The 22,696-nt window shown below is 69.3% G+C and carries 18 protein-coding genes and 1 tRNA gene; 4 read left to right on the top strand and 15 right to left on the bottom strand.

Annotation, left to right across the window (positions count from 1 at the left end; all coding sequences use genetic code 11):
* The first annotated feature begins 36 nt into the window (after nucleotides 1-36).
* The gene (locus ACIPVN_RS13650) at nucleotides 37-696 is read left to right on the top strand and encodes a LysE/ArgO family amino acid transporter (protein WP_400443735.1); all 660 of its coding nucleotides are present in this window, start codon (nucleotides 37-39) and stop codon (nucleotides 694-696) included.
* 14 nt (nucleotides 697-710) lie between these two features.
* Here the strand turns inward: ACIPVN_RS13650 and ACIPVN_RS13645 are convergent, their stop codons facing one another.
* The 8 genes from ACIPVN_RS13645 to ACIPVN_RS13610 form a co-directional block, all read right to left on the bottom strand.
* On the bottom strand, nucleotides 711-1,538 hold the full coding sequence (locus tag ACIPVN_RS13645) for an amino acid ABC transporter ATP-binding protein (protein WP_400443732.1): 828 nt from the start codon (nucleotides 1,536-1,538) through the stop codon (nucleotides 711-713).
* Nucleotides 1,525-2,190 carry an amino acid ABC transporter permease gene (locus ACIPVN_RS13640; RefSeq protein ID WP_247625123.1) on the bottom strand — a complete coding sequence of 222 codons (666 nt, stop codon included), beginning with the start codon at nucleotides 2,188-2,190 and terminating at the stop codon, nucleotides 1,525-1,527. The genes ACIPVN_RS13645 and ACIPVN_RS13640 overlap by 14 nt, the downstream gene beginning before the upstream one ends.
* Nucleotides 2,191-2,193: 3 nt before the next feature.
* A complete protein-coding gene (locus ACIPVN_RS13635) occupies nucleotides 2,194-3,012 on the bottom strand; it encodes an amino acid ABC transporter substrate-binding protein (RefSeq protein WP_400443729.1) in 819 nt (272 codons plus the stop codon).
* Nucleotides 3,013-3,201: 189 nt separating this feature from the next.
* Entirely contained in the window at nucleotides 3,202-3,888 is a 687-nt protein-coding gene (gene rplA / locus ACIPVN_RS13630) for a 50S ribosomal protein L1 (RefSeq protein ID WP_247625125.1), read from the bottom strand.
* Between the two features lie 11 nt (nucleotides 3,889-3,899).
* Nucleotides 3,900-4,331, bottom strand: a complete 432-nt coding sequence (rplK, locus tag ACIPVN_RS13625; RefSeq protein WP_247625126.1) for a 50S ribosomal protein L11 — start codon at nucleotides 4,329-4,331, stop codon at nucleotides 3,900-3,902.
* Between the two features lie 214 nt (nucleotides 4,332-4,545).
* Nucleotides 4,546-5,571 (bottom strand): transcription termination/antitermination protein NusG, encoded by a 1,026-nt coding sequence (nusG, locus tag ACIPVN_RS13620; RefSeq protein WP_400443725.1) that lies wholly within the window; start codon nucleotides 5,569-5,571, stop codon nucleotides 4,546-4,548.
* A 78-nt stretch (nucleotides 5,572-5,649) separates the two neighbouring features.
* Nucleotides 5,650-5,922: a preprotein translocase subunit SecE gene (secE, locus tag ACIPVN_RS13615; RefSeq protein WP_247625129.1), complete on the bottom strand. Its 273-nt coding sequence runs from the start codon at nucleotides 5,920-5,922 to the stop codon at nucleotides 5,650-5,652.
* A 39-nt stretch (nucleotides 5,923-5,961) separates the two neighbouring features.
* Nucleotides 5,962-6,034, bottom strand: a tRNA-Trp gene (locus tag ACIPVN_RS13610).
* A gap of 192 nt (nucleotides 6,035-6,226) precedes the next feature.
* Between ACIPVN_RS13610 and ACIPVN_RS13605 the strand changes: the two genes are divergently transcribed.
* Together ACIPVN_RS13605 and ACIPVN_RS13600 are read left to right on the top strand one after the other, a co-directional pair.
* Nucleotides 6,227-8,059, top strand: coding sequence for an HSP90 family protein (locus tag ACIPVN_RS13605; protein ID WP_400443721.1), 1,833 nt, complete (start codon nucleotides 6,227-6,229; stop codon nucleotides 8,057-8,059).
* Between the two features lie 22 nt (nucleotides 8,060-8,081).
* Nucleotides 8,082-10,886, top strand: coding sequence for a hypothetical protein (locus ACIPVN_RS13600; protein WP_400443719.1), 2,805 nt, complete (start codon nucleotides 8,082-8,084; stop codon nucleotides 10,884-10,886).
* A gap of 70 nt (nucleotides 10,887-10,956) precedes the next feature.
* Here ACIPVN_RS13600 and poxB read toward each other — a convergent pair whose 3' ends face one another.
* The 7 genes from poxB to gabT all read right to left on the bottom strand — a co-directional run bounded on the left by poxB (nucleotide 10,957) and on the right by gabT (nucleotide 21,089).
* On the bottom strand, nucleotides 10,957-12,681 hold the full coding sequence (gene poxB, locus ACIPVN_RS13595; RefSeq protein WP_400443717.1) for a ubiquinone-dependent pyruvate dehydrogenase: 1,725 nt from the start codon (nucleotides 12,679-12,681) through the stop codon (nucleotides 10,957-10,959).
* A gap of 155 nt (nucleotides 12,682-12,836) precedes the next feature.
* Nucleotides 12,837-14,201, bottom strand: a complete 1,365-nt coding sequence (locus ACIPVN_RS13590) for an NAD-dependent succinate-semialdehyde dehydrogenase (RefSeq protein ID WP_400443715.1) — start codon at nucleotides 14,199-14,201, stop codon at nucleotides 12,837-12,839.
* A 65-nt stretch (nucleotides 14,202-14,266) separates the two neighbouring features.
* Nucleotides 14,267-15,742 carry an NAD-dependent succinate-semialdehyde dehydrogenase gene (locus tag ACIPVN_RS13585; protein WP_400443713.1) on the bottom strand — a complete coding sequence of 492 codons (1,476 nt, stop codon included), beginning with the start codon at nucleotides 15,740-15,742 and terminating at the stop codon, nucleotides 14,267-14,269.
* Nucleotides 15,743-15,786: 44 nt separating this feature from the next.
* Complete coding sequence (locus tag ACIPVN_RS13580) at nucleotides 15,787-17,328, bottom strand: APC family permease (protein ID WP_400443710.1); 1,542 nt, start codon at nucleotides 17,326-17,328, stop codon at nucleotides 15,787-15,789.
* Entirely contained in the window at nucleotides 17,328-18,212 is an 885-nt protein-coding gene (locus ACIPVN_RS13575) for a universal stress protein (protein WP_400443707.1), read from the bottom strand. Before ACIPVN_RS13575 ends, ACIPVN_RS13580 begins: the two co-directional genes overlap by 1 nt.
* Nucleotides 18,209-19,588 (bottom strand): flavin monoamine oxidase family protein, encoded by a 1,380-nt coding sequence (locus ACIPVN_RS13570; protein WP_400443705.1) that lies wholly within the window; start codon nucleotides 19,586-19,588, stop codon nucleotides 18,209-18,211. The genes ACIPVN_RS13575 and ACIPVN_RS13570 overlap by 4 nt, the downstream gene beginning before the upstream one ends.
* A 139-nt stretch (nucleotides 19,589-19,727) precedes the next feature.
* Nucleotides 19,728-21,089: a 4-aminobutyrate--2-oxoglutarate transaminase gene (gene gabT, locus ACIPVN_RS13565; RefSeq protein ID WP_400443702.1), complete on the bottom strand. Its 1,362-nt coding sequence runs from the start codon at nucleotides 21,087-21,089 to the stop codon at nucleotides 19,728-19,730.
* A gap of 94 nt (nucleotides 21,090-21,183) precedes the next feature.
* Between gabT and ACIPVN_RS13560 the strand changes: the two genes are divergently transcribed.
* Nucleotides 21,184-22,686 (top strand): PucR family transcriptional regulator, encoded by a 1,503-nt coding sequence (locus ACIPVN_RS13560; RefSeq protein ID WP_400443699.1) that lies wholly within the window; start codon nucleotides 21,184-21,186, stop codon nucleotides 22,684-22,686.
* Nucleotides 22,687-22,696: the final 10 nt, after the last annotated feature.

Genomic DNA, 22,696 nt, shown 5'->3' with positions numbered 1-22,696 from the left:
CTGGTTCTTCATCGAGGTGCTTTCTACGCTGAGACCATGCTCTCGGTACTCTCCGGCCTCGGCCTCGGCCTCTCCCTCATCGTCGCGATCGGCGCGCAGAACGTCTTCGTGCTGCGTCAGGGAATCCGCCGAGAGCACGTTCTCGCGGTCGTCGTCATCTGCGCGCTCTCGGATGCCGCGCTCATCGTCGCCGGCGTCGCCGGCCTCGGATTCGTGATCGCCGCCGCCCCCTGGCTCGTCGTCGTCGCCCGCTGGGCCGGAGCGCTCTTCCTCCTGACCTATGGCCTGCTCGCCGCCCGCCGCGCCTGGCGTGGAGAGGGCCAGGTGCTGGATGCCTCGGAGTCCGCCGGCGAGACCTCTGCCGCGCCCTCGCCGGGCGGCACGGTCGTCGCCACGCGCACCGCCCTGGCGCCGGTGGTCCTCACCGTGCTCGCGCTCACCTGGCTGAACCCGCACGTGTACCTCGACACCGTGCTGATGCTCGGCTCCATCGCCGCGACGCACGGCGAGGACCGCTGGCTCTTCGCCGCCGGCGCGGTGACCGCCAGCATCCTGTGGTTCACCGCGCTCGGTTTCGGCGCCCGCTACCTGGGTCGCTGGCTGCGGACGCCGCGGGCGTGGCGGATCCTCGACGCGCTCATCGCCGTAGTGATGATCGCTCTCGCCGTCGGCCTCGTGCTGCCCGTCCTGGGCTGAGATCGCGCCGGCGCTCAGATTCCGTCGAGCGGGCGCAGGATGCGCGTGAGGAAGCGCTGCGTGCGCTCGTGCTTCGGAGCGCTGAAGAGCTCGGCCGGCGGCCCCTGCTCGACGACCACGCCGCCGTCCATGAACAGCACGTGATCGGCGGCCTCGCGGGCGAAACTCAGCTCGTGCGTGACGACGGCCATGGTCCAGCCCTCGTCGGCGAGTTCCTTGATCACCAGCAGCACCTCGCCGACGAGCTCGGGATCGAGCGCGCTGGTCGGCTCGTCGAACAGCAGCAGGTCGGGCTTGAGCGCGAGCGCCCGCACGATGCCGACGCGCTGCTGCTGACCGCCCGAGAGCTGATGGGGTCGGGCATCCGCCTTGTCGGCGAGGCCCACGCGGCCGAGCAGAGCACGCGCCTCGGCAAGGACCTCGGCCTTCGGCCGGCCCTGCACTCGCCAGGGGCCCTCGATCACGTTCTCGATCACGGTGAGGTGCGGGAAGAGATTGTGGTGCTGGAACACCATCGCCGAGCGATCGCGCAGGGCGAGACGCTGCTGCTTCTGCACACGCGGCTTCGGGCGAGCGCCCGGGGCGAAGTCGATCTCGGGCCCACCGGCGACGACGATCGTGCCGGCATCCGGGGTCTCGAGGCCGTTGAGCGCGCGCAGCACGGTCGTCTTGCCGGAACCGCTGGGACCGACGAGCACGACGACCTCGCCGCGATGCAGCGTGAGGTCGATGCCGCGAAGCACCTCGTTGTCGCCGAAGCTCTTGCGCAGGCCGCGTGCGGCGAGCAGCTCCTCGCCCTGCGCGGCCTGGGGCGGGAGTGCGATCGGGTCAGTGGGCGACACGGCTGTCGAGCCTCCTCTCGAGAGCGCTCTGCCCGAACGACAGCACGAGACAGAACACCCAGTAGACCAGTGCGGCGGCGAGGTAGAGCACCATGAACTCGTACGTGGTCGAGGCGATCTGCTGCGCCACCTTGAACAGCTCGGTCACGAGGATCAGCGATGCGAGCGAGGTGTCCTTCACGAGCGAGATGAACGTGTTCGACAGCGGGGGCACCGATACCCGCGCGGCCTGCGGCAGCACGATGCGGGTGAGCGTGCGGGTGCGGTTCATGCCCACCGTGTACGCGGCCTCCCACTGCCCCTGCGGCACCGAGAGGATCGCGGCACGCACGACCTCGGCACCGTAGCCGCCGACGTTCAACGACAGGGCGATGATCGCGCTCGGCCACGGATCGATCGTGATGCCGATCGAGGGCATGCCGTAGAAGATCACGAACAGCTGCACGAGCAGCGGGGTGCCGCGGATCACCGAGATGTAGAACCGGGCGATCCCCGAGACGATCGGGTTCACCGAGATCCGCATCAGGGCGACGCCGACCGCGATGAGGAGCCCCAGGGCGAACGACGCCAGCGCGAGCGGGACCGTCGCCGTCAGACCCGCCAGGGCGATCGGCCCGAGCGAGTCCAGGAACAGCTGCCAGGGGCTCTCCATCGGTTACTGCGAGACGTCTTCGCCGAAGTACTTCTCGCTGATCTCGGCGAGGGTGCCGTCGGCCCGCAGCTCGTCGAGAGCGGCGTCGACGGCCTCGACGAGCGATTCCTTGTCCTTCGTGAAGGCGAAGGCCTGCTCGCCCGCGTCATCCGTCTCGGCTGCGATCTTCAGGCCCGTGGGGCTGTTGGTCGTCTCGTAGTCGAGGAAGGTGAGCTTGTCGTTGATGGTCGCGTCGACACGGCCCTGACGCAGCAGCTCGACCGCCTGCGCCCAGCCCTCGACACCCTCGACCTTGGCGCCGGACTCGGTGGCCAGGTCGTTCCAGTTGCTCGTGAGCGACTGCGCGGTGGTCTTGCCGTCGAGGTCGGCGAACGACGAGATGGAGTCGTCGTCATCGGCGACGACGATCACGCCGGGCGAAACGGTGTACGGCGTGCTGAAGAGGTACTTGGCCGAGCGCTCGTCGTTGATCGTGACCTGGTTCGCGATCACGTCGAAGCGGCCCGCGTCGAGCCCCGCGAAGATCGCGTCCCACTGGGTCTCCTCGAAGGTGACCTCGAGGCCCAGCTTGTCGGCGACGGCCTCGATGATCTCGACGTCGTAGCCGGTGAGTTCGCCCGCACCGTTGTCGTCGTGGAAGCTGAAGGGGCGGTAGGTGCCCTCGGTGCCGACCGTGAGCGTTCCCTCCGTCGCGAGGCCGAGGTCGGAGGATGCCGAGCTCTCGTCGCTCGACGTGCTGGCGGGCGTGCTCGAACCACTGCAGGCGGTGAGCGCCGCGGCGGCGACGACGAGTGCGGTGACGGCGATGAGGCGACGGGACATGAACCCTCCTGGGGCATAAAGTGCGCGGTGCGATTTTACGCGACCGCGGCGGGACTCCCCCACAGTACGTGGAGTCGGGGAGGTGGCGGGCCGGCGATGACGTTGCGTTGCGTTTTTGGTATATCGGGGGCGGATGCCGGATGCAGAAACGCCCCCGGGCGAACCCGGGGGCGTTTCGGTGACTCAGCGTCAGATGGAGTTGACGTCCAGCGGGATGCCGGGGCCGAACGTGGTCGACACCGCACCCTTCTGGATGTAACGGCCCTTCGAGCTGGACGGCTTGAGGCGGACGATCTCCTCGAGCGCTGCGCCGATGTTCTCGTCGAGCTGCTCAGCGGTGAAGGAGGCCTTGCCGACGACGAAGTGCACGTTGGCGTGCTTGTCGACGCGGAACTCGATCTTTCCGCCCTTGATCTCCTCGACGGCCTTGGCCGTGTTCGGGGTCACGGTGCCGGTCTTCGGGTTCGGCATCAGGCCACGCGGACCCAGGACCTTACCGAGACGACCGACCTGGCCCATGAGCTCCGGGGTGGAGACGGCCGCGTCGAACGCGGTCCAGCCGCCGGCGACCTTCTCGATGAGCTCGGCGCCGCCGACCTCATCGGCGCCCGCAGCGATCGCTGCCTCGGCCGCGGGGCCGGTGGCGAAGACGATGACGCGGGCGGTCTTGCCGGTGCCGTGGGGCAGGATGACGGTGCCGCGCACCATCTGGTCTGCCTTACGCGGGTCGACCGAGAGCTTCAGCGCGACCTCGACGGTCGAGTCGAACTTCGACGAGCCGGTCTCCTTCGCGAGGGCGACTGCCTCGGTCGGAGTGTAGAAACGGTCTGCCTCGATCTTCTCGGCGGCAGCCTTGTAAGCCTTGGACTTAGCCATGATTATTCTCCTCAGCCCTCGACCGTGATGCCCATGGAACGGGCGGTTCCGGCGATGATCTTCGAGGCGGCCTCGATGTCGTTCGCGTTCAGGTCGGCCTGCTTCTGCTCGGCGATCTGACGGACCTGCTCCTTGGTGATCTTCGCGACCTTGACGGTGTGCGGGGTCGACGAGCCCTTGGGCACGCCGGCGGCCTTCTTGATGAGCTCCGCCGCAGGCGGGGTCTTCAGGATGAAGGTGAAGCTGCGGTCCTCGTAGACGGTGATCTCGACGGGGATGACGTTGCCGCGCTGCGACTCGGTCGCGGCGTTGTACGCCTTGCAGAACTCCATGATGTTGACGCCATGCTGACCGAGCGCGGGGCCGATCGGCGGCGCCGGGTTGGCTGCACCGGCGTTGATCTGAAGCTTGATCAGGCCGGTCACCTTCTTCTTCGGTGCCATTTCCTCTTCCTTTCCTCGAACGGATGCCGGATGCATCCGCTCTCCCGCGATCCGGCGATTCCGGACGGCGGTGATGTTCGTGCGCGCGCAGAAACGGCGCACAAACCATAGAAGTCTACCGGATGGATGCCGCCGCTCGCACCTCGGGCGAAGCCCGAACTCAGAACGCCCCGCCGGACGGACCGGCGGGGCGTTCTGTGTGAGAAGTTCTGGGTCAGATCATCTTCGTGACCTGGTCGAACGACAGCTCGACCGGGGTCTCGCGCTCGAAGAGCGAGACGAGGACCGTGAGCTTGCCGCTCTCGGGCTTGATCTCGCTGATCGAACCGGGGAGGCCCGCGAACGAACCCTCCTTGATCGTGATGGTCTCGCCGACCTCGAAGTCGACCTCGGCGGGCAGCGGACGAGCGACGGCGACGCCGCCCTTCGACGCGATGTTCTTGGCGGTCGGCACGTCCTTGACCTCGACGAGCGACTTCAGCATGTTGAAGGCCTCTTCGAAGCGCAGCGGCGTGGGGTTGTGGGCGTTGCCCACGAAGCCCGTGACACCCGGGGTGTGACGAACGACCGACCAGGTGTCTTCCGTGAGCTCCATGCGCACCAGCACGTAGCCGGGGATGCGCACGCGAGTGACCATCTTGCGCTGGCCGTTCTTGATCTCGACGACGTCCTCCATCGGGACCTCGACCTGGTAGATCTCGTCCTCGACCTCGAGCGTCGACTTGCGCTGCTCGATGTTCGCCTTGACCTTGCGCTCGAAGCCCGCGTACGAGTGGATGACGTACCACTTGCCGGGAAGCATCCGCAGGTCGAGGCGGAACGCCTCGTAGGGGTCTTCCTCGGAGTCCTCGTCGGCCTCGACGTCGGCGGCGGGACGATCTTCCTCGCCGTTCACGTCGGGACCGTCGTAGGGGGTGACCTCGTCGGCCTCGGCGGCCTCGAGCTCGGCCGTCTCTTCGGCCACTGCGTCGTTGAGGACCTCGGCGGCGGCTTCGGACTCCGCTGCCTCGTCCAGGTTGAGAGCGTCGTTCACGATCGCGTCCGCCTCCGGGTCTTCGATTTCGATGTCGTCGTCGGTGTCATCGCCGGCTTCGTCTTCGACGTGCACGGCCACGTGCTCCGCCGACTCGGATGCACGCTCTTCCGCGGCGAGGATGTTGCCCTCCTGGGCTTCGTCCTCTTCGCTGGACTGCTCTGCGGCAGGTGCCCAGTCGGCGTCGTCGGAATATCGTTCAGACACGTTGCTTCTTTCCACTCACCTCGGCCGGAGCCGCGGAGACTTGTCGGTCAGCCTGCGGCGCGAGCCGCGGGGGCGTCATCAGCCGGGGATACCGAACACGTAGTGCGTCACGAACGCGAAGAACGTGTCGAGGCCGTAGACGATACCCATCACGATCAGGACGAAGACGAGCACGACCGCGGTGAACTTGAACAGCTCTTTGCGGGTCGGTGTGACGACCTTGCGCAGTTCGGAGATGACCTGGCGGATGAACAGGGCGATGCTTCCGAAGAACCGGGAGAAGGGGTTGCCCTTCTTCTCGCGGGCGGCGCCAGCCGCGATGACCTCGCCGCGCGGTTCGTCCTGACTCATCCTGAATGTACCTTTCGTGTGTCAGCGTGCGCTGACGCGCAGGGCGGACAGGAATCGAACCTGCAACCTGCGGTTTTGGAGACCGCTGCTCTGCCAATTGAGCTACCGCCCTAGAGACCGGGAGGTCTCGGGGTGTTCCCCCATCCTTTCACGAAACGACCCGGAGTGACCCGGGGCACGGCGAAAGAATGCAGAGAACAAACTGCTCCCCCAGTGTACGGCATCCGACGTCGCCCTCCGAACAGAGGCGACCTCGGCCCCCTCTTGTAGGCTTCGGTGCGGGGTTTCTCCGGGAGGGGTGTCGATGACAGCGGATGTGCAGCAGTTCCAGGTCGATCTGCGCGGCGTCGTCGACCTTCTGAGTCGCCACATCTACTCCAGCCCCCGGGTCTATCTGCGCGAGCTGCTGCAGAACGCCCGCGACGCGATCACCGCCCGACGAGAGGTCGACGGCGGGGGCGGTCACATCCGGATCACCCCGCTCACCACCGAGAACGGCGAGTTCGTGCTGCGCGACGACGGGGTGGGACTCACCCTCACCGAGGTCGCCGATCTGCTCGCCACCGTCGGCCGCAGCTCCAAGCGCGACATCTTCGATCTGCCCCGCAGCGACTACCTCGGCCAGTTCGGGATCGGCCTGCTCAGCTGCTTCATGGTGGCCGACACCATCGTCATCCGCTCCCGCAGCGCCAAGGGCGGCGCGTCGGTCGAGTGGACGGGCAGCTCCGACGGCACCTTCCAGGTCGCCGAGATCGACGAGGAGCTGCCGATCGGCACCAGCGTGCACCTCGTGCCGCGCTTCGACGCGGGCGACCTGCTGCGCTCCGCCGCGGTGAACGAGCTCGCGACCGCCTTCGGCGAGTTCCTCCCCGTACGGGTCACGATCGACTCCGGCGCGGGAGACGTCGACATCACGCACGCGGCCCCGTTCCTCGACGGCACCCCAGAAACCGCCGTGCAGTACGGCCGCGAGCTGCTCGGGGCGGCGCCCCTCGACGTCATCGAGCTGCACGAACCGGCCACCGGCACACGCGGGCTCGCCTACGTGCTGCCCTTCGCGCCTCCTCCCGGCGCACGGCAGGCCACGCGCATGTACCTCGGCCGGATGCTGCTCTCGGAGCGCGCCGCGGACGTGCTCCCCGACTGGGCGTTCTTCGTACGAGCGGTCGTCGACTCCACCGGGCTCGCGCCCACCGCGAGCCGTGAATCGCTCGTCGAGGACGCGGCACTCGAACGCGTGCGCGAACAGCTCGGCGCCGGCATCCGTCGTTGGATCCTCGAACTCGGTCTTCGCGAACCGCACCGGCTGGCCCAGTTCGTCGCGATCCACGAGCTCGGGCTCAAGTCGCTCGTGCGCCACGACGAGGAACTGGCCCGGTTCATCACCCGGTGGCTGACCGTCGAGACGACCCACGGCACGATGCAGCTGGGCGACCTCGTCCAACGGTACCCGCACGTGCGCTACGCGTCGTCGGTCGACGAGTTCCGCCAGGTCGCGGGCATCTCGCCGGCATCCGAGGTGCTCGTCAACGGCGGCTACCTCTACGACGCCGACCTCGTGCGCATGCTGCCGGATCTCTACCCCGCCGTGACGATCGAGAAGGTCGACGTCACCGGTGAGCTCGACCGGCTCGACCCGCCGCCGCTCGACGACCGTGACGCCGCCGTCGCCCTCGAGGCCCGAGCGAGCTCCGTGCTGGCCGCCTCGTCGTGCGCCGTCGTGGTGCGATCGATCGACCGCCCCGACCTCACCGGCCTGTACGTCGCCGACCCCGACGTGCTGCGCGCGATCGACCGCGGCCGCACGAAGGGGATCACCGGCTCGCTCTGGGGCGGTGTGCTCGACAGGATCGATCAGACGCTGTCGTCCGCCCGCGACGACGACCTGAGCGCGCGCCTCTGCCTGAACTGGTCGAACCGCGTCGTGCGCGCCCTCGTGCGCGTCGATGACGAGGCCGTGTTCGCTCGCACCCTCCAGCTGCTGTACATCCAGGCCCTGCTCGCCGGGCACCACCCGCTCAGCGATGCCGATCGCACGCTGATGACCACTGCTCTCAGCGACCTCGTCTCGCTCTCGGCCGGTCTCGAAGAGGACGCGCTCCCCTTCGAGGGCCCCGCCGACGGGCCCGCTCGCTGAACCCCGCACCGAGGAGATGTCCATGACCCGTCCGAAGAAGCGCTTCTCGCAGCTCATCGAAGAGATCGACCGCACGCCGTGGGGCCCCGCCGAGCAGGCGCTCGTGGCCGAGGCGGTCGCCCTCGCGCAGGAGATCGGCGACGAACAGCTCGAGTACCAGGCGCGCATGCGGCAGACCGCGTCGGCGAACATGAACGGCGCCACCGACGTCATGCTCAACTCCTTCGCCTGGTGCCTCGCCCGGCACGACGCCGACCCCGGCCGATTCCCCGCCGATCTCGAGTACGGCGGGGCCGATCTGATGTGGCAGTTCAAGTGGATGGCATCGTCGCTGCGCTCCTCCCCCGCGTTCTCGCAGGAGCAGATCGCCGCAGTGCTCGATGACATGGAGACCCACTACCGCGCGGCCGACCTCGGACTCAGCGGTGTGCTCACCGCCCGCTTCGAAGACGCGTGGGACGCGGGGCGCCTCGACGACGCCGAGGCCCTGCGGGTGCAGCTCGAGGCGACTCCGCGCGACGACCACAGCCACTGCGACGCCTGCGGGCGCAGCCAGTTCGCCGGGTTCTTCGCCGAGACGGATCGGGATGCCGACGCCATCCGCCTCGTCGAAGAGATGATCGAGGGCGGATTCTCGTGCGGCGAGGAGCCCGAGCACGCCCTCTCACGCGTGCTGGTGCCGTACCTGCGCAGCGGTCGGGGTGACGAGGCCAAGACCGCGCATCTGCGCAGCTACCGACTCGCGAAGGACAACCCCGACAACCTCCGCATCGTCGCGAACAACATCGTCTTCACCGCCATCACCGGCAACGAGGCGCGCGCGCTGTCGCTCGTCGAACGGCACATCGGCTGGCTCGCGCACGACGGACTCAACGTCGACGCGCACTTCGCCGCACTCGCCGCATTCGCCGTCGCGCTCGACCGCGTCGCCGCGACCGGCCACGGCGAGACCCGGGTGCGGGGAGCGGATTCCGCAGCACTCGTCCCGTTCTTCGGAGCGCACGACGGCCCCTGGAGCGCCACCGATCTCGCCGCGGCCGCCTGGGCCACCGCCGAACGCCTCGGTGCGGAGTTCGACCGCCGGGACGGTACCGATGGTCACGCCCGCGCGCTCGAGCGGATGCGCGCCCTCGGATCCGAGACCTACGATGTGCCGATCCGATCGGACGCCTTCGTCGCACCGCCCGCCACCGTCGATCCGACGGATGCGGACGGCTGGTACGAGCGCGCGATGCAACTCGCCCAGTACGGCGATGAGCAGGGCACGCTCGCCGCGCTCCCGCACGCCCTCGAGGTCACCGACCCGGAGAAGCGCGCGCACCTGCTGTCGATGCGCCTCGGCATCCTCGTCGCACTCGACCGCGCCGAGGAGGCCCGGGGTCTCCTGCCCGAGCGCGTCGCAACCCTCCGTGCGGCGGGCAAGGCCGAGCAGGCCGATCTCGAGGAGCGCCTGGGGCTCGCCACCTTCGGCCTCGCCACCCCCGAGGATGCCGCCGCCCTCGATCGCGAGCTCGCCGACGCGGCGGCTCTGCCGGCATGGTCGCGCGGAGACCTCGCCCTGAGCCGGGCATCGCTGCACCTGCGCGGTGATGACGCCGACGCCGACGCCGCGCTGAACCTCGCCGAGCAGGCGGCGCGCGCGTTCGCGGAGGCCGAGGACACCCGCCTGTCGAACACGACGGCGCTCGTCGCGATCTCGGCGCTGCTGCACAAGGGCGACACCGACGCGGCATCCGCTCTGCTCGACCGCCTGGTCGCGCAGGACGACCTCAGCACGGGCCACCGGGCGCACGCGCTCGAGACGCGGGCCCGCATCCGTGGCGGAAGCGGCGACTTCGCCGCGGGCGCCGCCGATGCCGATGAGGTCTGCCGCCTGCTCGCGGCCCTCGGTGCCACACGCGCACTCGGCTCCGCGCACCTGCTCGCGGGCGCGCTGTGGGAGGACGCGGGCGAGCCCGAGAAGGCCGTCGCGCGGTTCCGGGTGCTCGCGCGCATCGCCGCACAGGAAGGAGCGGATGCCACGGGCGCCGACTTCCGTCTGGCGCGTGCCATGCTCTCGGCCGGCGATGCCGAGGAGGCCGCCGAGCTGTTCGGCACCGTGCTCGAACGCGAGGAGAAGGCAGAGGTCGAGCCCGCCTCACGCGCCGCCACCGCGATGCTGCTCGCCCGCTCGCTCGCCACGGCGGGAGAGTTCGGCCAGGCCGTCGGCGCGTATGGCTACGCCGCCGACCTGTTCGGCCAGGGCGAGGAGTACGCGGACCAGGCGAGCGCCATGAGCGAGCAGGCCAAGATCCTCGCGCGCTTCGACGAGAACGACGACGCGCTCGCACTGCTCGAATCGGCGGCTGACATCGTGCGTCGTGCGCCCGACGCCGTGGGCGTGCTGGCCGATGTGCTCCACAACCTCGGTCAGGCGTACGGCGGGCGCGGTGACGAGCGGGCGTTCGCGCTCTTCGACGAGGTCGCGGCGCTCGCGACCGAGCACGACGCAGACTGGCTGCGCGCGGACGTCACGGACTCCCGCGGACGCGCGCTCGCCCAGCTCGGCCGGATCGACGAGTCCGTCGCCGCCGCACTCACCGCCGCCGACGCCTTCGCCACCATCGGAGACGTCGGCTCCGCCGGGGGCTCAGAGCTGTTCGCTGCGCGCGTGCTCGTCGCGAACGAGCGCGGTTCCGATGCGGTGGCGGTGTATCGCAGCGCGATCGAGCACGGGGCGGAGTTCCCGCAGCTGCGCCAGGTCGCGGCCCTCGAACTCGGCGACGCGCTCGAGGGGCTCGGGCGTCACGGCGAAGCCGCCGAGGTGCGGGCACTCGTCGAGAGCTGAGTCTCGCGTGGCGTGACCCTTCGACAAGCTCAGGGACCCGGTTTCCCGGGCCCCTGAGCGAGACGAGAGGTCAGAGGAACTGGCGCCAGTTCGCGCGGGCCAGGTCGAGGAGTTCGTCGCCGCGGCCCGACATGACCGTGCGGATGGCGTAGAGGGCGAAGCCCTTGACCTGCGCCGCCTCGATCGCCGGGGGCATCGACAGCTCCTGGCGCTCGGTGACGACATCGAGCAACGCGGGGCCGTCGTGCGCGAGGACCTCGCGGACGGCATCCGGCAGGTCCTCGCTGTTCTCGACCCGCCGCGCGAAGATGCCCATGGCCTCGGCGATCGCCGCGAAACTCGGGTTCGTCAGGTCGGTGCCGTAGGTGACGAAGCCCGCCGCCTTCATCTCGAGCTCGACGAAGTTGAGCGAGGAGTTGTTCACGACGATCGTCTTCACCGGCAGGTGGTTCTGGGTGAGGGTGATCAACTCGCCGAGCATCATCGCGAGCCCGCCGTCGCCCGCGAGTGCGACGACCTGCCGGTCGGGGTGCGCGACCTGCGCCCCGATGCCGTGCAGCAGCGCGTTCGCCATCGACCCGTGCGTGAACGAGCCGATCAGGCGGCGGCGCTCCGTGATGTGCAGGTAGCGTGCCGCCCATACGGTGGGAGATCCGACGTCGGCGGTGAAGATCGCGTCGTCCGTGGCGTGGTCGTTCAGCAGCTTCGCGAGGTACTGCGGGTGGATCGGACGGCCCGGCTTCGTCGGCACCGCGAGATCGTCGAGCTTCGCGCGGGTCTTGCGGTAGTGCGCGAGTGCATCGTCGAGATGGCCGCGGTCGTCCTTGCGGGCGATGCGCGGGAGAAGGGCTTCGGCCGTCGCGCGTACGTCGCCGACGAGCCCCAGGTCGAGCGGATGCCGTTTGCCGAGCTGCGAACCGCGGATGTCGACCTGGATCGTCGTCGCCTTGTCGGGGTAGAACTGCTCGTAGGGGAAGTCGCTGCCGAGCACCAGCAGGGCATCGGCGGACTCCATCGCGCGATAACCCGAGGCGAATCCGAGCAGACCCGTCATGCCCACGTCGAACGGGTTGTCGTATTCGATGAACTCCTTGCCGCGGAGCGCGTGGACGATGGGGGCGCCGAGAGCGTCCGCGAGGGCGATGACCTCGTCGTGCGCTCCCTCGACACCGGCGCCCGCGAGGATCGTGACCTTCTTCGCGGCGTTGAGCAGGGTCGCCGCCTTCTCGAGCTCGGGGCCGCTGGGCACGACGACCGGGCGGGTGCGCTCGATCACGACGCTGCGGTCGTCGGCGATCTCGGCAAGTGCGACGTCGCCCGGGATCACCAGCACGGCCACGCCGCGCTTCTCGATCGCCGCGCGCATCGCGATCTCCATCAGCCGCGGCATCTGCTTCGCGTCGGCGACGTACTCGACGTACACGCTGCACTCGCGGAACAGCTCCTGCGGGTGCGTCTCCTGGAAGTACCCGGTACCGATCTCGTTCGTCGGGATGTGCGCGGCGATGGCGAGCACCGGCACGCGCGAGCGATTGGCGTCGTACAGTCCGTTGATCAGGTGCAGGTTGCCCGGGCCGCAGGAACCGGCGACGACCGCAAGATCCCCCGTGGTGGCGGCATCCGCAGCGGCGGCGAAGGCCGCGGCCTCCTCGTGGCGCACGTGCACCCAGCGGATCGAGCCGTCCTTTCGGAGCGCGTCGGTGAAACCGTTGAGCGAATCGCCCGGAAGTCCGTAGACCCGGTCGATCCCGTTGGCGTGCAGAGTCTTGACGATGTTCTCAGCGACATTGGCCATGCATCGACCCTACGCCCGCCCCGACCCGCGCGGTCTGATCGGGTGTCGAGTGCCGGCTCGGCATCCGTCGGGTCCTTCGTCTCGTCGCTACGCTCCTCGCTCAGGAACCGGAGCGTGTTCCGGTCCCTGAGCGAGCGCAGCGAGACGAAGGGCCGTCAGCCGATGCGGATGAGCTTCTTGTTGACGAACTCGTCGGCGGCGAGGTGGCCGAGCTCGCGCGAGGTGCCGCTGCGCTTCACGCCGCCGAAGGGCAGCTCGGGGCTGTCGGCGAGCACGAGGTTGACGTAGACCATGCCGGCCTCGATCCTGTCGGCCACGCGCTCGGCCTGTGCGGCATCGGTCGTGAAGACGTACGAGCCGAGACCGAAGGTCGTGTCGTTCGCGAGATCGACGGCGGCATCCTCGTCGGCGACGCGATACACGACGGCCGCGGGCCCGAAGAGCTCCTCGCGGTAGACGTTCATCGCGGGCGTGACATCGGCGAGCACGGTGGGGGCGAAGAAGGCGCCCTCGCGGGTGCCGCCCGTGAGCAGCGTCGCGCCCTGCTCGACGGCCTGATCGATCTGCTTCTGCAGGTTCTCGGCCGCCGTCTCGGACGACACCGGACCGAGGACCGTGTCGTCGAGCGTCGGGTCGGATGCCTCGACCGCCGCCATCGCCGCCGTGAACTTCTCGACGAAGGCGTCATAGAGGTCGTCGACGACGATGAAGCGCTTGGCGCCGTTGCAGGCCTGGCCGTTGTTGTCGAGACGCGCGTCGACACCGGCCTGCACGGTGGCGTCGAGGTCGTCCGTCGACAGCACGATGAACGGGTCGGACCCGCCGAGCTCGAGCGCCACCTTCTTGAGGTTGCGTCCGGCGATCTCGGCGACCGCGGCGCCGGCGCGCTCCGATCCCGTGAGCGAGACGCCCTGCACGCGCCAGTCGGCGATCATCGTCGCGATCTGCTCGTTCGTGGCGAGCACGTTCTGGTACGCGCCCTTCGGGAATCCGGCGTCGTGGTAGATCGCCTCGATCGCGGTCGACGACTCCGGGCACTGCGGCGCGGGCTTGAGCAGGATCGTGTTGCCCACGATCAGGTTCGGCGCCGCGAAACGCACGATCTGATACGCCGGGAAGTTCCACGGCATGATGCCGACGAGCGGTCCGAGCGACGAGCGACGGATGATCGCCGAGCCGTCGCCGAGGATCGCGATCGGCTGGTCGGCCATGATCGATTCCGCCTGATCGGCGTAGTACTCCGCGATGTCGGCGGCGAAGTCGACCTCGCCCAGAGCGGCCTCGCGGGGCTTGCCCATCTCGCGCACGAAGATGTCGGCCAGCTCTTCGCGGCGCTCGCGGTGCAGCTCGGCCGCACGGCGCAGGAGCGCAGCGCGCTCGGTGACGGTCGAGGTGCGCGACCACTCGCGGTGCGCCTCGTCGGCGGCGACCAGTGCCTCTTCGATCTGCGCGTCCGTGAAGGTGTCGAAGGACGCCAGCGTCTCTCCGGTGGCGGGGTTGATGACGGCGTAGTCGGTCATGGCGTGTCCTCTCGTGGTGGCGTGGGACCCTTCGACGGGCTCAGGGACCCACGCCGGTGTCTGGGTCAGGAGACCGGGATGAGCGTGTACTTGGTGGACAGGTATTCGTGGATGCCCTCGAATCCGCCCTCGCGGCCGACACCCGACTGCTTGACGCCGCCGAACGGTGCCGCGGCGTTCGAGACGACGCCCACGTTGAGACCCATCATGCCGGTCTCGAGGCCGTCGATCATCCGCTGCCCGCGCTGCAGGTTCTCGGTGAACACGTACGAGACGAGCCCGTACTCGGTGTCGTTGGCGAGACGCACGGCCTCCTCCTCGGTGGAGAAGGTCGAGATCGCGAGCACCGGTCCGAAGATCTCCTCGCGCAGGATCGCACTGCCGGGGACGACGTCGGTGAGGACGGTCGGCTCGTAGTACGTCCCGACGCCGTCGAGGGCCTTGCCTCCGGCGAGCAGCTTGGCGCCGCGCTCGACGGCGTCGCCGACGAGCTCGGAGGCCTTCGCGACCGCGCCCTCGTCGATGAGCGGGCCGATCGCCACGCCCTCCTCCGTGCCGCGGCCGACCTTCATCGCATTGACGCGCTCGGTCACCTTGCGGGCGAACTCGTCGGCGACGTCCTCGTGCACGATGAAGCGGTTCGCGGCCGTGCACGCCTGGCCGATGTTGCGGAACTTCGCCAGCAGCGCGCCCTCCACGGCCTTGTCGAGGTCGGCGTCATCGAACACGACGAACGGGGCGTTGCCGCCGAGTTCCATCGACACGCGCAGCACACCCTCGGCGGCCTGGGCGATGAGCTTGCGACCCACCTCGGTCGAGCCCGTGAACGACAGCTTGCGCAGCCGGGGGTCGGCGATGATCGGCGCCGAGAGGGCGCTCGACTTCGAGGTCTGCACGACATTGACGACGCCCTTCGGGAGCCCCGCCTCTTCGAGCAGCTTGGTGAAGAAGATGGTCGTCAGCGGCGTGAGCGCCGGGGGCTTGATCACGACGGTGCAGCCCGCGGCGAGCGCCGGGGCGATCTTGCGCGTCGCCATCGCGAACGGGAAGTTCCACGGCGTCACGAAGAACGACGGTCCCACGGGGCGCTGCGAGACGACCATGTGCCCGGTGCCCTCGGGGTTGATGCCGTATCGGCCGCTGATGCGCACGGCCTCCTCGCTGAACCAGCGCAGGAACTCGCCCCCGTAGACGACCTCTCCGCGCGCCTCGGCGAGCGGCTTGCCCATCTCGAGCGTCATGAGCAGCGCGAGGTCCTCCTTGTGCTGCTGCACGAGGTCGAACGCACGGCGCAGGATCTCACTGCGCACGCGCGGCGCGGTCGCCGCCCACGACTCCTGCGCGGCGACGGCTGCGTCGAGGGCGCGGATGCCGTCGTCCGGCGTCGCGTCGGCGATCGTGCGGATCACGGCGCCGGTGGAGGGGTCGGTGACGTCGAAGGTGCCGCTGGCGGAGGCATCCGTCCATTCGCCGCCGATGAAGAGGCCGGTGGGGATGCTGTCGAGGAGGGCCTGCTCGGCCGGTGCGATCTGCGTGGTCATGGTTCTCTTTCTCTGAGGAGGCTTCTCTGAGGAAGCGAGGGGGATCAGCGGCGGCGGACGCTCTGCGGGGCGTCGATACCGAGGGTCTGGCCGCGGAAGAACGCGGGGCGCTTGATGGCGTTCCAGATCATCACCGCGATGCCGACGACGATGATGATCATGCCGAGGATGAACACGATCCCGACGCCCCCGACCTGGGCACCGGAACCGTAGGCCGGGTCCATGGAGTCGATCAGCGTCGTGACGAACAGCACGGCGAGGATCGCGCCGCCGACCAGTGGGAAGAGGAAGGTGAAGAACACGTTGCGCACCGAGTCGAACCACTGCTTGCGGAAATACCAGACGCAGGCGAACGCGGTGATGCCGTAGTAGAAGCAGATCATCATGCCGAGCGTGAGGATGGTGTCCCACAGCGTGTTCTCGCTGACGACGCGCATGACCGCGTAGAACGCCGAGGCCACGATCGCCGACACGATGGTCGCGTACCCGGGGGTGAAGAACCGGGGGCTGACCTTCGCGAACGACTTCGGCAGGGCGCCGTAGTGCCCCATCGCGAGGAGCGTACGGGCGGGGCCGACGAACGTCGACTGCAGCGACGACGCCGAGCTCGTGAGAACGGCGAGCGAGACGAGGAACGCGAGAGGTCCGAGGATCGGGCCGGAGAGGTGGAAGAACACGTTCTCCTGGATCTCCTCGTTGCCGAGCCCGAGCTCGCCCGTTCCGACGCCGGCGAACATGATCATGGCGACGGCGAGCAGCAGATACAGCGTCACGATCGTGACGACGGTGACGGTGGCGGCGCGCCCCGGGGTCTTCTCGGGATCCTTGGTCTCTTCGTTCATCGTGAGGGTGACATCCCACCCCCAGAAGATGAAGATCGAGAGCGAGAGCCCGGCGGCGACCGCGCTGAACGACGAGATCGCGAACGGGTTGAACCAGTTCAGATCGAACGGCTGATAGTCGAAGCCGTTGCCACTGACCGCCTGCACGATCGCCGCACCGGCGAAGAAGACGAGGACGAGCAGCTGGAAGCCCACGAGCCAGTACTGCAGCTTCTGCGTGGTCTGCATGTCGCGGTACGACACGAGGGTCGCGCCCAGCATGAACAGCAGACAGACGCCGATGTTGATCCAGGTGACGCTCGCGAGGTCGGCGATCGCCGGGTTGTTGGTGATCTGAGAGATCAGCAGGAAGAGGAAGTCGACCGCGATGCCGGCGAGGTTGGACAGCACCAGGATCGTCGCGACGACGAGGCCCCACCCGGCCATCCAGCCGATCCACGGTCCGAAGGCACGGGTGGCCCAGGTGAAGGACGTGCCGGAGTCGGGCATGCGGTTGTTGAGCTCGCGGTAGCCGAACGCGACCAGCAGCATCGGGATGAAGCCGACGAGGATGATAGCGGGGATCTGCGCGCCGACGGTGGATGCCGTGGGGCCGACCGCGGCGGTGAACGTGTACGCCGGAGCGATGCACGAGATGCCGATGACGACGGCTCCGATGAGCCCGATGGTTCCCGCGCTCAGACCCTTGCTCGACAGGCCGGTGGTCACTGCTTCGGGCTCCGTTGCCCGATTCGTGCTGCTCATCAGCGGTCTCCTGCTTCCCCGCGCGTGCGCGGGACGACGATCATGGGAACGGGCAGCTCGTGCAGCATCTTCGCCGCCGTGCTGCCCAGGAACAGGCGTCGCGGCTGCGCGAGCCTGCTGGAGCCGACGAGCACGATCTCGCCGGGCAGCCAGTCGAGGTTCGAGACGGCGTCCTCGACGCTGTCTCCGGGAGCCTCCTCGACCACGGCACCGAGGGAGTCGGGCAGTCGGTCCTTCGCCCGTACGAGCACCTCCTGAGCGTGATCCTCGCCGACGACGCGGATCGCGCCGGTGTCGAGTCCCGGGGGAACGTCGAAGGGCACGAGCGAGACCAGCCGCAGGTCGACGCCGCTGTCGGTCGCGAGAGCGGCGGCCTCGTCGAGCAGCAGGTCGGCGCCCGGCCGGGTTCCGACGGCCGCCGTGATGCGCGGCACGAGGTGGTCGTCCTGCGTCGCCGTACCCGCCGGTGCCAGCGCGACCGGGATGGTCGAGGAGTGCAGCAGCTCCGAGGCGACGGAGCCGAGGCGGTGCCGTCCGAAGAGGCTGCCGGCGGCCGCGCCCACGACGATGAGCCGCGCGTCGAACTCCTCGCCGGCGGCGATGAGGCCCTCGGCGAACGATTCGGCGATCCGCACGTGACCGCGGCTGTGCACCTCGTGCGGAAGGCGCAGGATCGCGTCCTCGAGCCAGCGCTTCGCCTGCGCGCGGATGTGCTCCTCGTAGGCCCGCTCGGGCGGTACGACCGGGCTGCGCGTGCCCTCCGCGGGAAGCACGATCACCAGGTGGAGCGTCGCGTCGAGGCTGCGCGCGAGGCGCGCGCCGAGGGCCGCGGCATCCGCCCCGGCATCCGTCGCCGTGTACCCGACGACGATCGCGGAGGTCATGCGCCGCTCGCTGCCGCGCCGACGCGACCCGCGTCGATGATGTTCTCGGCGGCGAGGTGGCCCATGCGGATCGCGCCGTCGACGTGCTGGTAGCCCGCACCGGCCATGTCGCTGCACGCGAAGTGGATCGGCCCGACGGCGGCGCGCAGATCGGCGCCGTAGCGGTGCAGGCCGCCCATATCGAAGCTCGCGGCGTAGGCACCGCGGGTCCACTCCTCCGTGCCCCAATCGCTTTCGTAGTAGACGACGGGGTTCTTGGCCTCGGGGCCGTAGTAGTGCGAGAGCGACTCGAGGATGCGCTCCTTGCGCTCCTCGTCCGAGAGCTCGAACAGGTCGTCGGCGTTCTGGTCGGAGACGAAGCCCACGAGGGTTCCGCGCTCATCCCCGTGATTGGTGTTGTCGTAGGCCTCGTGCGACAGCTCGTAGGGACTGAACGCGGTACCGCTGAGGCCCTGCTCGCGCCAGAACGGCCGATCGTAGACGGCATGCACCTTGATGACGAAGCCCATCGACAGGTGCTGGTGCAGCTGGTGCTGACGCCGCGGGAGCGGCGGCACGAACGAGATGCGGCTGTAGAGCACGGGCGCGTGCGCGAGGATCGCGAAACGCGCGCGGACGGTGAGGTCGTCGGTCGTGGCGGTCACCCCGGTCGCGCCCCATTCGAGCGAACGCACGGGCTGGTTCAGCAGGACGTCGTCGCCGAGCCGCTCGGCGAGCAGGATCGGCACCCGCTGCAGACCGCCCACGACGCGCTTGTCGAGGATGAAGTCGGCGTCGACGAGGTGGGAGTAGGAACCCGCGGATGCCGCCATCAGCAGAGACTGCAGCAGCGAGAACGCGTGGGTGGGCTTGGTGAGCATCGCGGAGCCGGTGGCGAAGGCCAGGTTGCGCACGGCCTCGTCGTCGTCGGTCTGCTGGCGGAGCCACGCATCCCAGGTGACGGCGTCCCACTCGGCGGCCTTCGGGTGCGCCCAGGGACGGTCGGGGTCGATCTCGGCGACCATCGCATCGAGGCGCTCGGTGATCTCGGCGATCGCCTTCTCGGTGGCGGCGGAGACGGGGAACATCTCGCCCGTGAAGCGCGAGGTCTTGCCATCGGGGCCCACGTAGACGCTGTCGCCCTCGCGGTAGCGGCTGTAGGTCTCGAGGCCGAGCTCGTCGATCGTGTCGATGAGAGCCTGCTGGTCGGGTGAGACCCACTGGCCGCCGATCTCGAGCATGGCGCCGTCGATGACATCGGTCCACAGACGCCCGCCGACGCGATCGCGCGCCTCGAGGACGGCGACCGACAGTCCCGCCTTGCGCAGGTCGTTCGCCGCCGTGAGGCCGGCGGCGCCGGCGCCGATGATGAGGACGTCTCGCGTGATCTCAGCCATTGCAACTCCTTCGTCGGATGAAACTGTCGGGTGAATCTGTCGGGGACCTGCGGTGGAGAGTGCCGGCCGCGACCCCCAATCCCCCGATCGGGGTCGCAGCCGGACGTTCTCCGGATGGCGCGAACGCGCGCCCGTCGACCTACGCCGCGGCGAGCGCCGCCGCCACGATGTCGAGGCCTTCGTTCAGCAGCTCGTCGCCGATCGACAGCGGCGGCAGGAAGCGGATGACGTTGCCGTAGGTGCCGCAGGTGAGAACGATCACGCCCTGCGCGATCGCGGCCTTCGCGACCGCAGCCGTGAGCGCGGCATCCGGTGCCTTGGTCTCGGGATCGACGAACTCGGCGGCGATCATCGCGCCGTGACCGCGCACGTCGCCGATGCGCGCATCGCTCTTCTGGATGTCGAGCAGGCGTGCGGTGAGGATCTCGCCGATCTCGCGGGCGCGCTCGATCACTCCGTCGTTCTCGAACACGTCGATCGAGGCGAGGGCTGCGGCACACGCGATCGGGTTGCCGCCGTAGGTGCCGCCGAGGCCACCGGCATGCGAGGCATCCATGATCTCGGCGCGACCCGTGACGGCGGCGAGCGGCAGGCCGCCCGCGATGCCCTTGGCGGTGGTGATCAGGTCGGGTTCGACACCGAAGATCTCGCTCGCGAACATGTGCCCCGTGCGGGCGAAGCCGGTCTGCACCTCATCGGCGATGAAGACGACGCCGTTCGCGCGGCACCATTCGGCGATCGCGGGGAGGAAACCCTCGGCGGGCACGATGAAACCGCCCTCGCCCTGGATGGGCTCGATGATGACGGCGGCGAGGTTGTCGGCGCCGACCTGCTTCTCGAGCTGCAGGATGACGCGGGCCGCGGCCTCTCCGCCCTCGAGACCGTCGCGGAACGGGTACGACATGGGAGCGCGGTAGACCTCGGGCGCGAAGGGACCGAAGCCGCTCTTGTACGGCATCGACTTGGCGGTGAGCGCCATCGTCAGGTTGGTGCGGCCGTGGTAGCCGTGGTCGAAGGCGACGACGGCCTGGCGCCCCGTGTACTTGCGGGCGATCTTGATCGCGTTCTCGACCGCCTCGGCTCCCGAGTTGAACAGGGCACTCTTCTTGGCGAAGTCGCCGGGGGTGATGCGGTTGAGGGCCTCGGCGACACCGACGTACGACTCGTAGGGCGAGATCATGAAGCAGGTGTGCGTGAACTGCGCCGCCTGTGCGGCGACGGCAGCGGCGACCTTCGGGTGCGCGTTGCCCACCGAGGTCACGGCGATGCCGGAGCCCAGATCGATGAGCGAGTTGCCGTCGGCGTCGACGACCACGCCGCCACCCGCGGCGACCGCTGCGACGGGAACCGTGTGACCGACACCCGCGGCCACGGCATCCGCCTTGCGGGCCAGCAGCTCGGCCGAGCGCGGGCCGGGCAGGTCGGTGACCAGGCGACGCTCCTGGGGGAGCTCGGGTCCTCCGAGGGGGACGACGGGGGATGCGGTGTCGAGAAGTGCCATGACGCGAGCGTACGACCGGGCACCGACATCGCGCATTCGCCGGACTGTACAATCGACCGCGAGACTTCGCCGGAACGTACAAGAGAGGCGCCGGATGACCGATCAGCCCACTCTGCAGGCCCTCCTCCGGCGCCGCGATCTCAATCTCCATCTGATCTCGCAACTGGCCGCACTCCCCGCCGGCGCCCTCGAGAGGCCGTTGCGATGGGTGCACAGCTCAGACCTCTCCGACCCCACCCCGTTCCTCTCCGACGACCTCGCCCTCCTCACCACCGGCACGCAGTTCGACGCGGCATCCGACATCGGCGCGTACGTCGCCCGACTCGCCGACCGCGGCGTGCTGGGACTCGGGTTCGGCACCGAGGTGCACCGCTCCGGCATCCCCGACGCCCTCGTCGACGCCTGCGCACGGCACAGCATCCCGCTCTTCGAGGTGCCCTATCGCACACCCTTCATCGCCATCGCCCGCGCCCATTCCGAAGCCATCGCCGCGCAGGCGTACGCACGGCGCTCCTGGGCGCTCGACGCGCAGCGCGGGCTCGCGCTGGCCGCCCTCCGTCCCCGCGGACTCGATGCGATCATCACCGAACTCAGCCGTCGACTGGGCGTGTGGGCCGGGATGTTCGACGCGGCGGGAGCTCTGCTGCACTCCCCCGCGCGCGACGCGGTCGACCGCGATCTGCTCGACACCCTGGGCGAGCGCGTCGCCGAGGTCCTCGCCCGCGGGCTCGAGGCCGGACAGTCTCTCACGATCGACGACCGCACCTTCCTTCTCTCGACCGTCGGCCGCGGCGGACACCTGCGCGGAGTGATCGCCCTCGAGATCGACACCCTCGACGCCGAGGCCCGCGCGGTCGTCACCTCGGTCGTCGCGATGTCGGGGCTCGCGCTCGAGCAGAGCGAGCAGCTGGCACGCAGCCGGAGACGCCTGCACTCCCAGCTGCTGCGCTCCCTCCTCACCGATGACCCGTCGATCGCGCGCCGTGTGCTCGGGGCCCTGCCGGTCGCACCGATTGTCGTCGCCGTCTCCGGCGATGCCCCGGCCGCCGCGCTCGTGGACTGGTGGGAGCGTCAGCGCACCGAGCACGGGGTGGCGTCGTTCCTGGCCGAATCGGACGACGGTGTGACGATGTGCGTCGCGGCCGACGACGACGCACTCCTCGATGAACTGGCGTCGCGTTTCGGCATCCGCGTCGGCGTCTCCGAGCCAGATGCGTACGCCGCGTTCTCCCGCTCACACGCCCAGGCGCTCACCGCCCTGCGCCAGCGGAGCCCCGCCGGCGTCGCCCGATACGCGGATGCCGTCGGCTCGAGCATCCTGTCGGCGCTGGCCACCGACGAAGCACGCCTCGTCGCCGAGTCGCGCCTCGCCCCGTTGCGCACCCACGACACCCGCACGGGGTCGGCGCTGGAACGGACACTCCGGGTGTGGTTGGAGCACGACGCGCGCGCGGAACAGGCCGCGACCGTCCTGGGCGTGCACCGGCACACCCTCCGCTCGCGCATCGCACAGGCGGGCACGCTGCTCGACATCGACCTCGCGTCGTTCCCCGCACGCGCGGAACTGTGGGCACTGCTCGAGACGGCGCGGGATTGAGGCACCAGTA

The sequence above is a fragment of the Microbacterium sp. NPDC090003 genome (assembly GCF_044748385.1).
Classification (GTDB): domain Bacteria; phylum Actinomycetota; class Actinomycetes; order Actinomycetales; family Microbacteriaceae; genus Microbacterium.
Note: the sequence above shows the minus strand (reverse complement) of the source record. Positions and strands in the feature narration are given on the sequence as shown.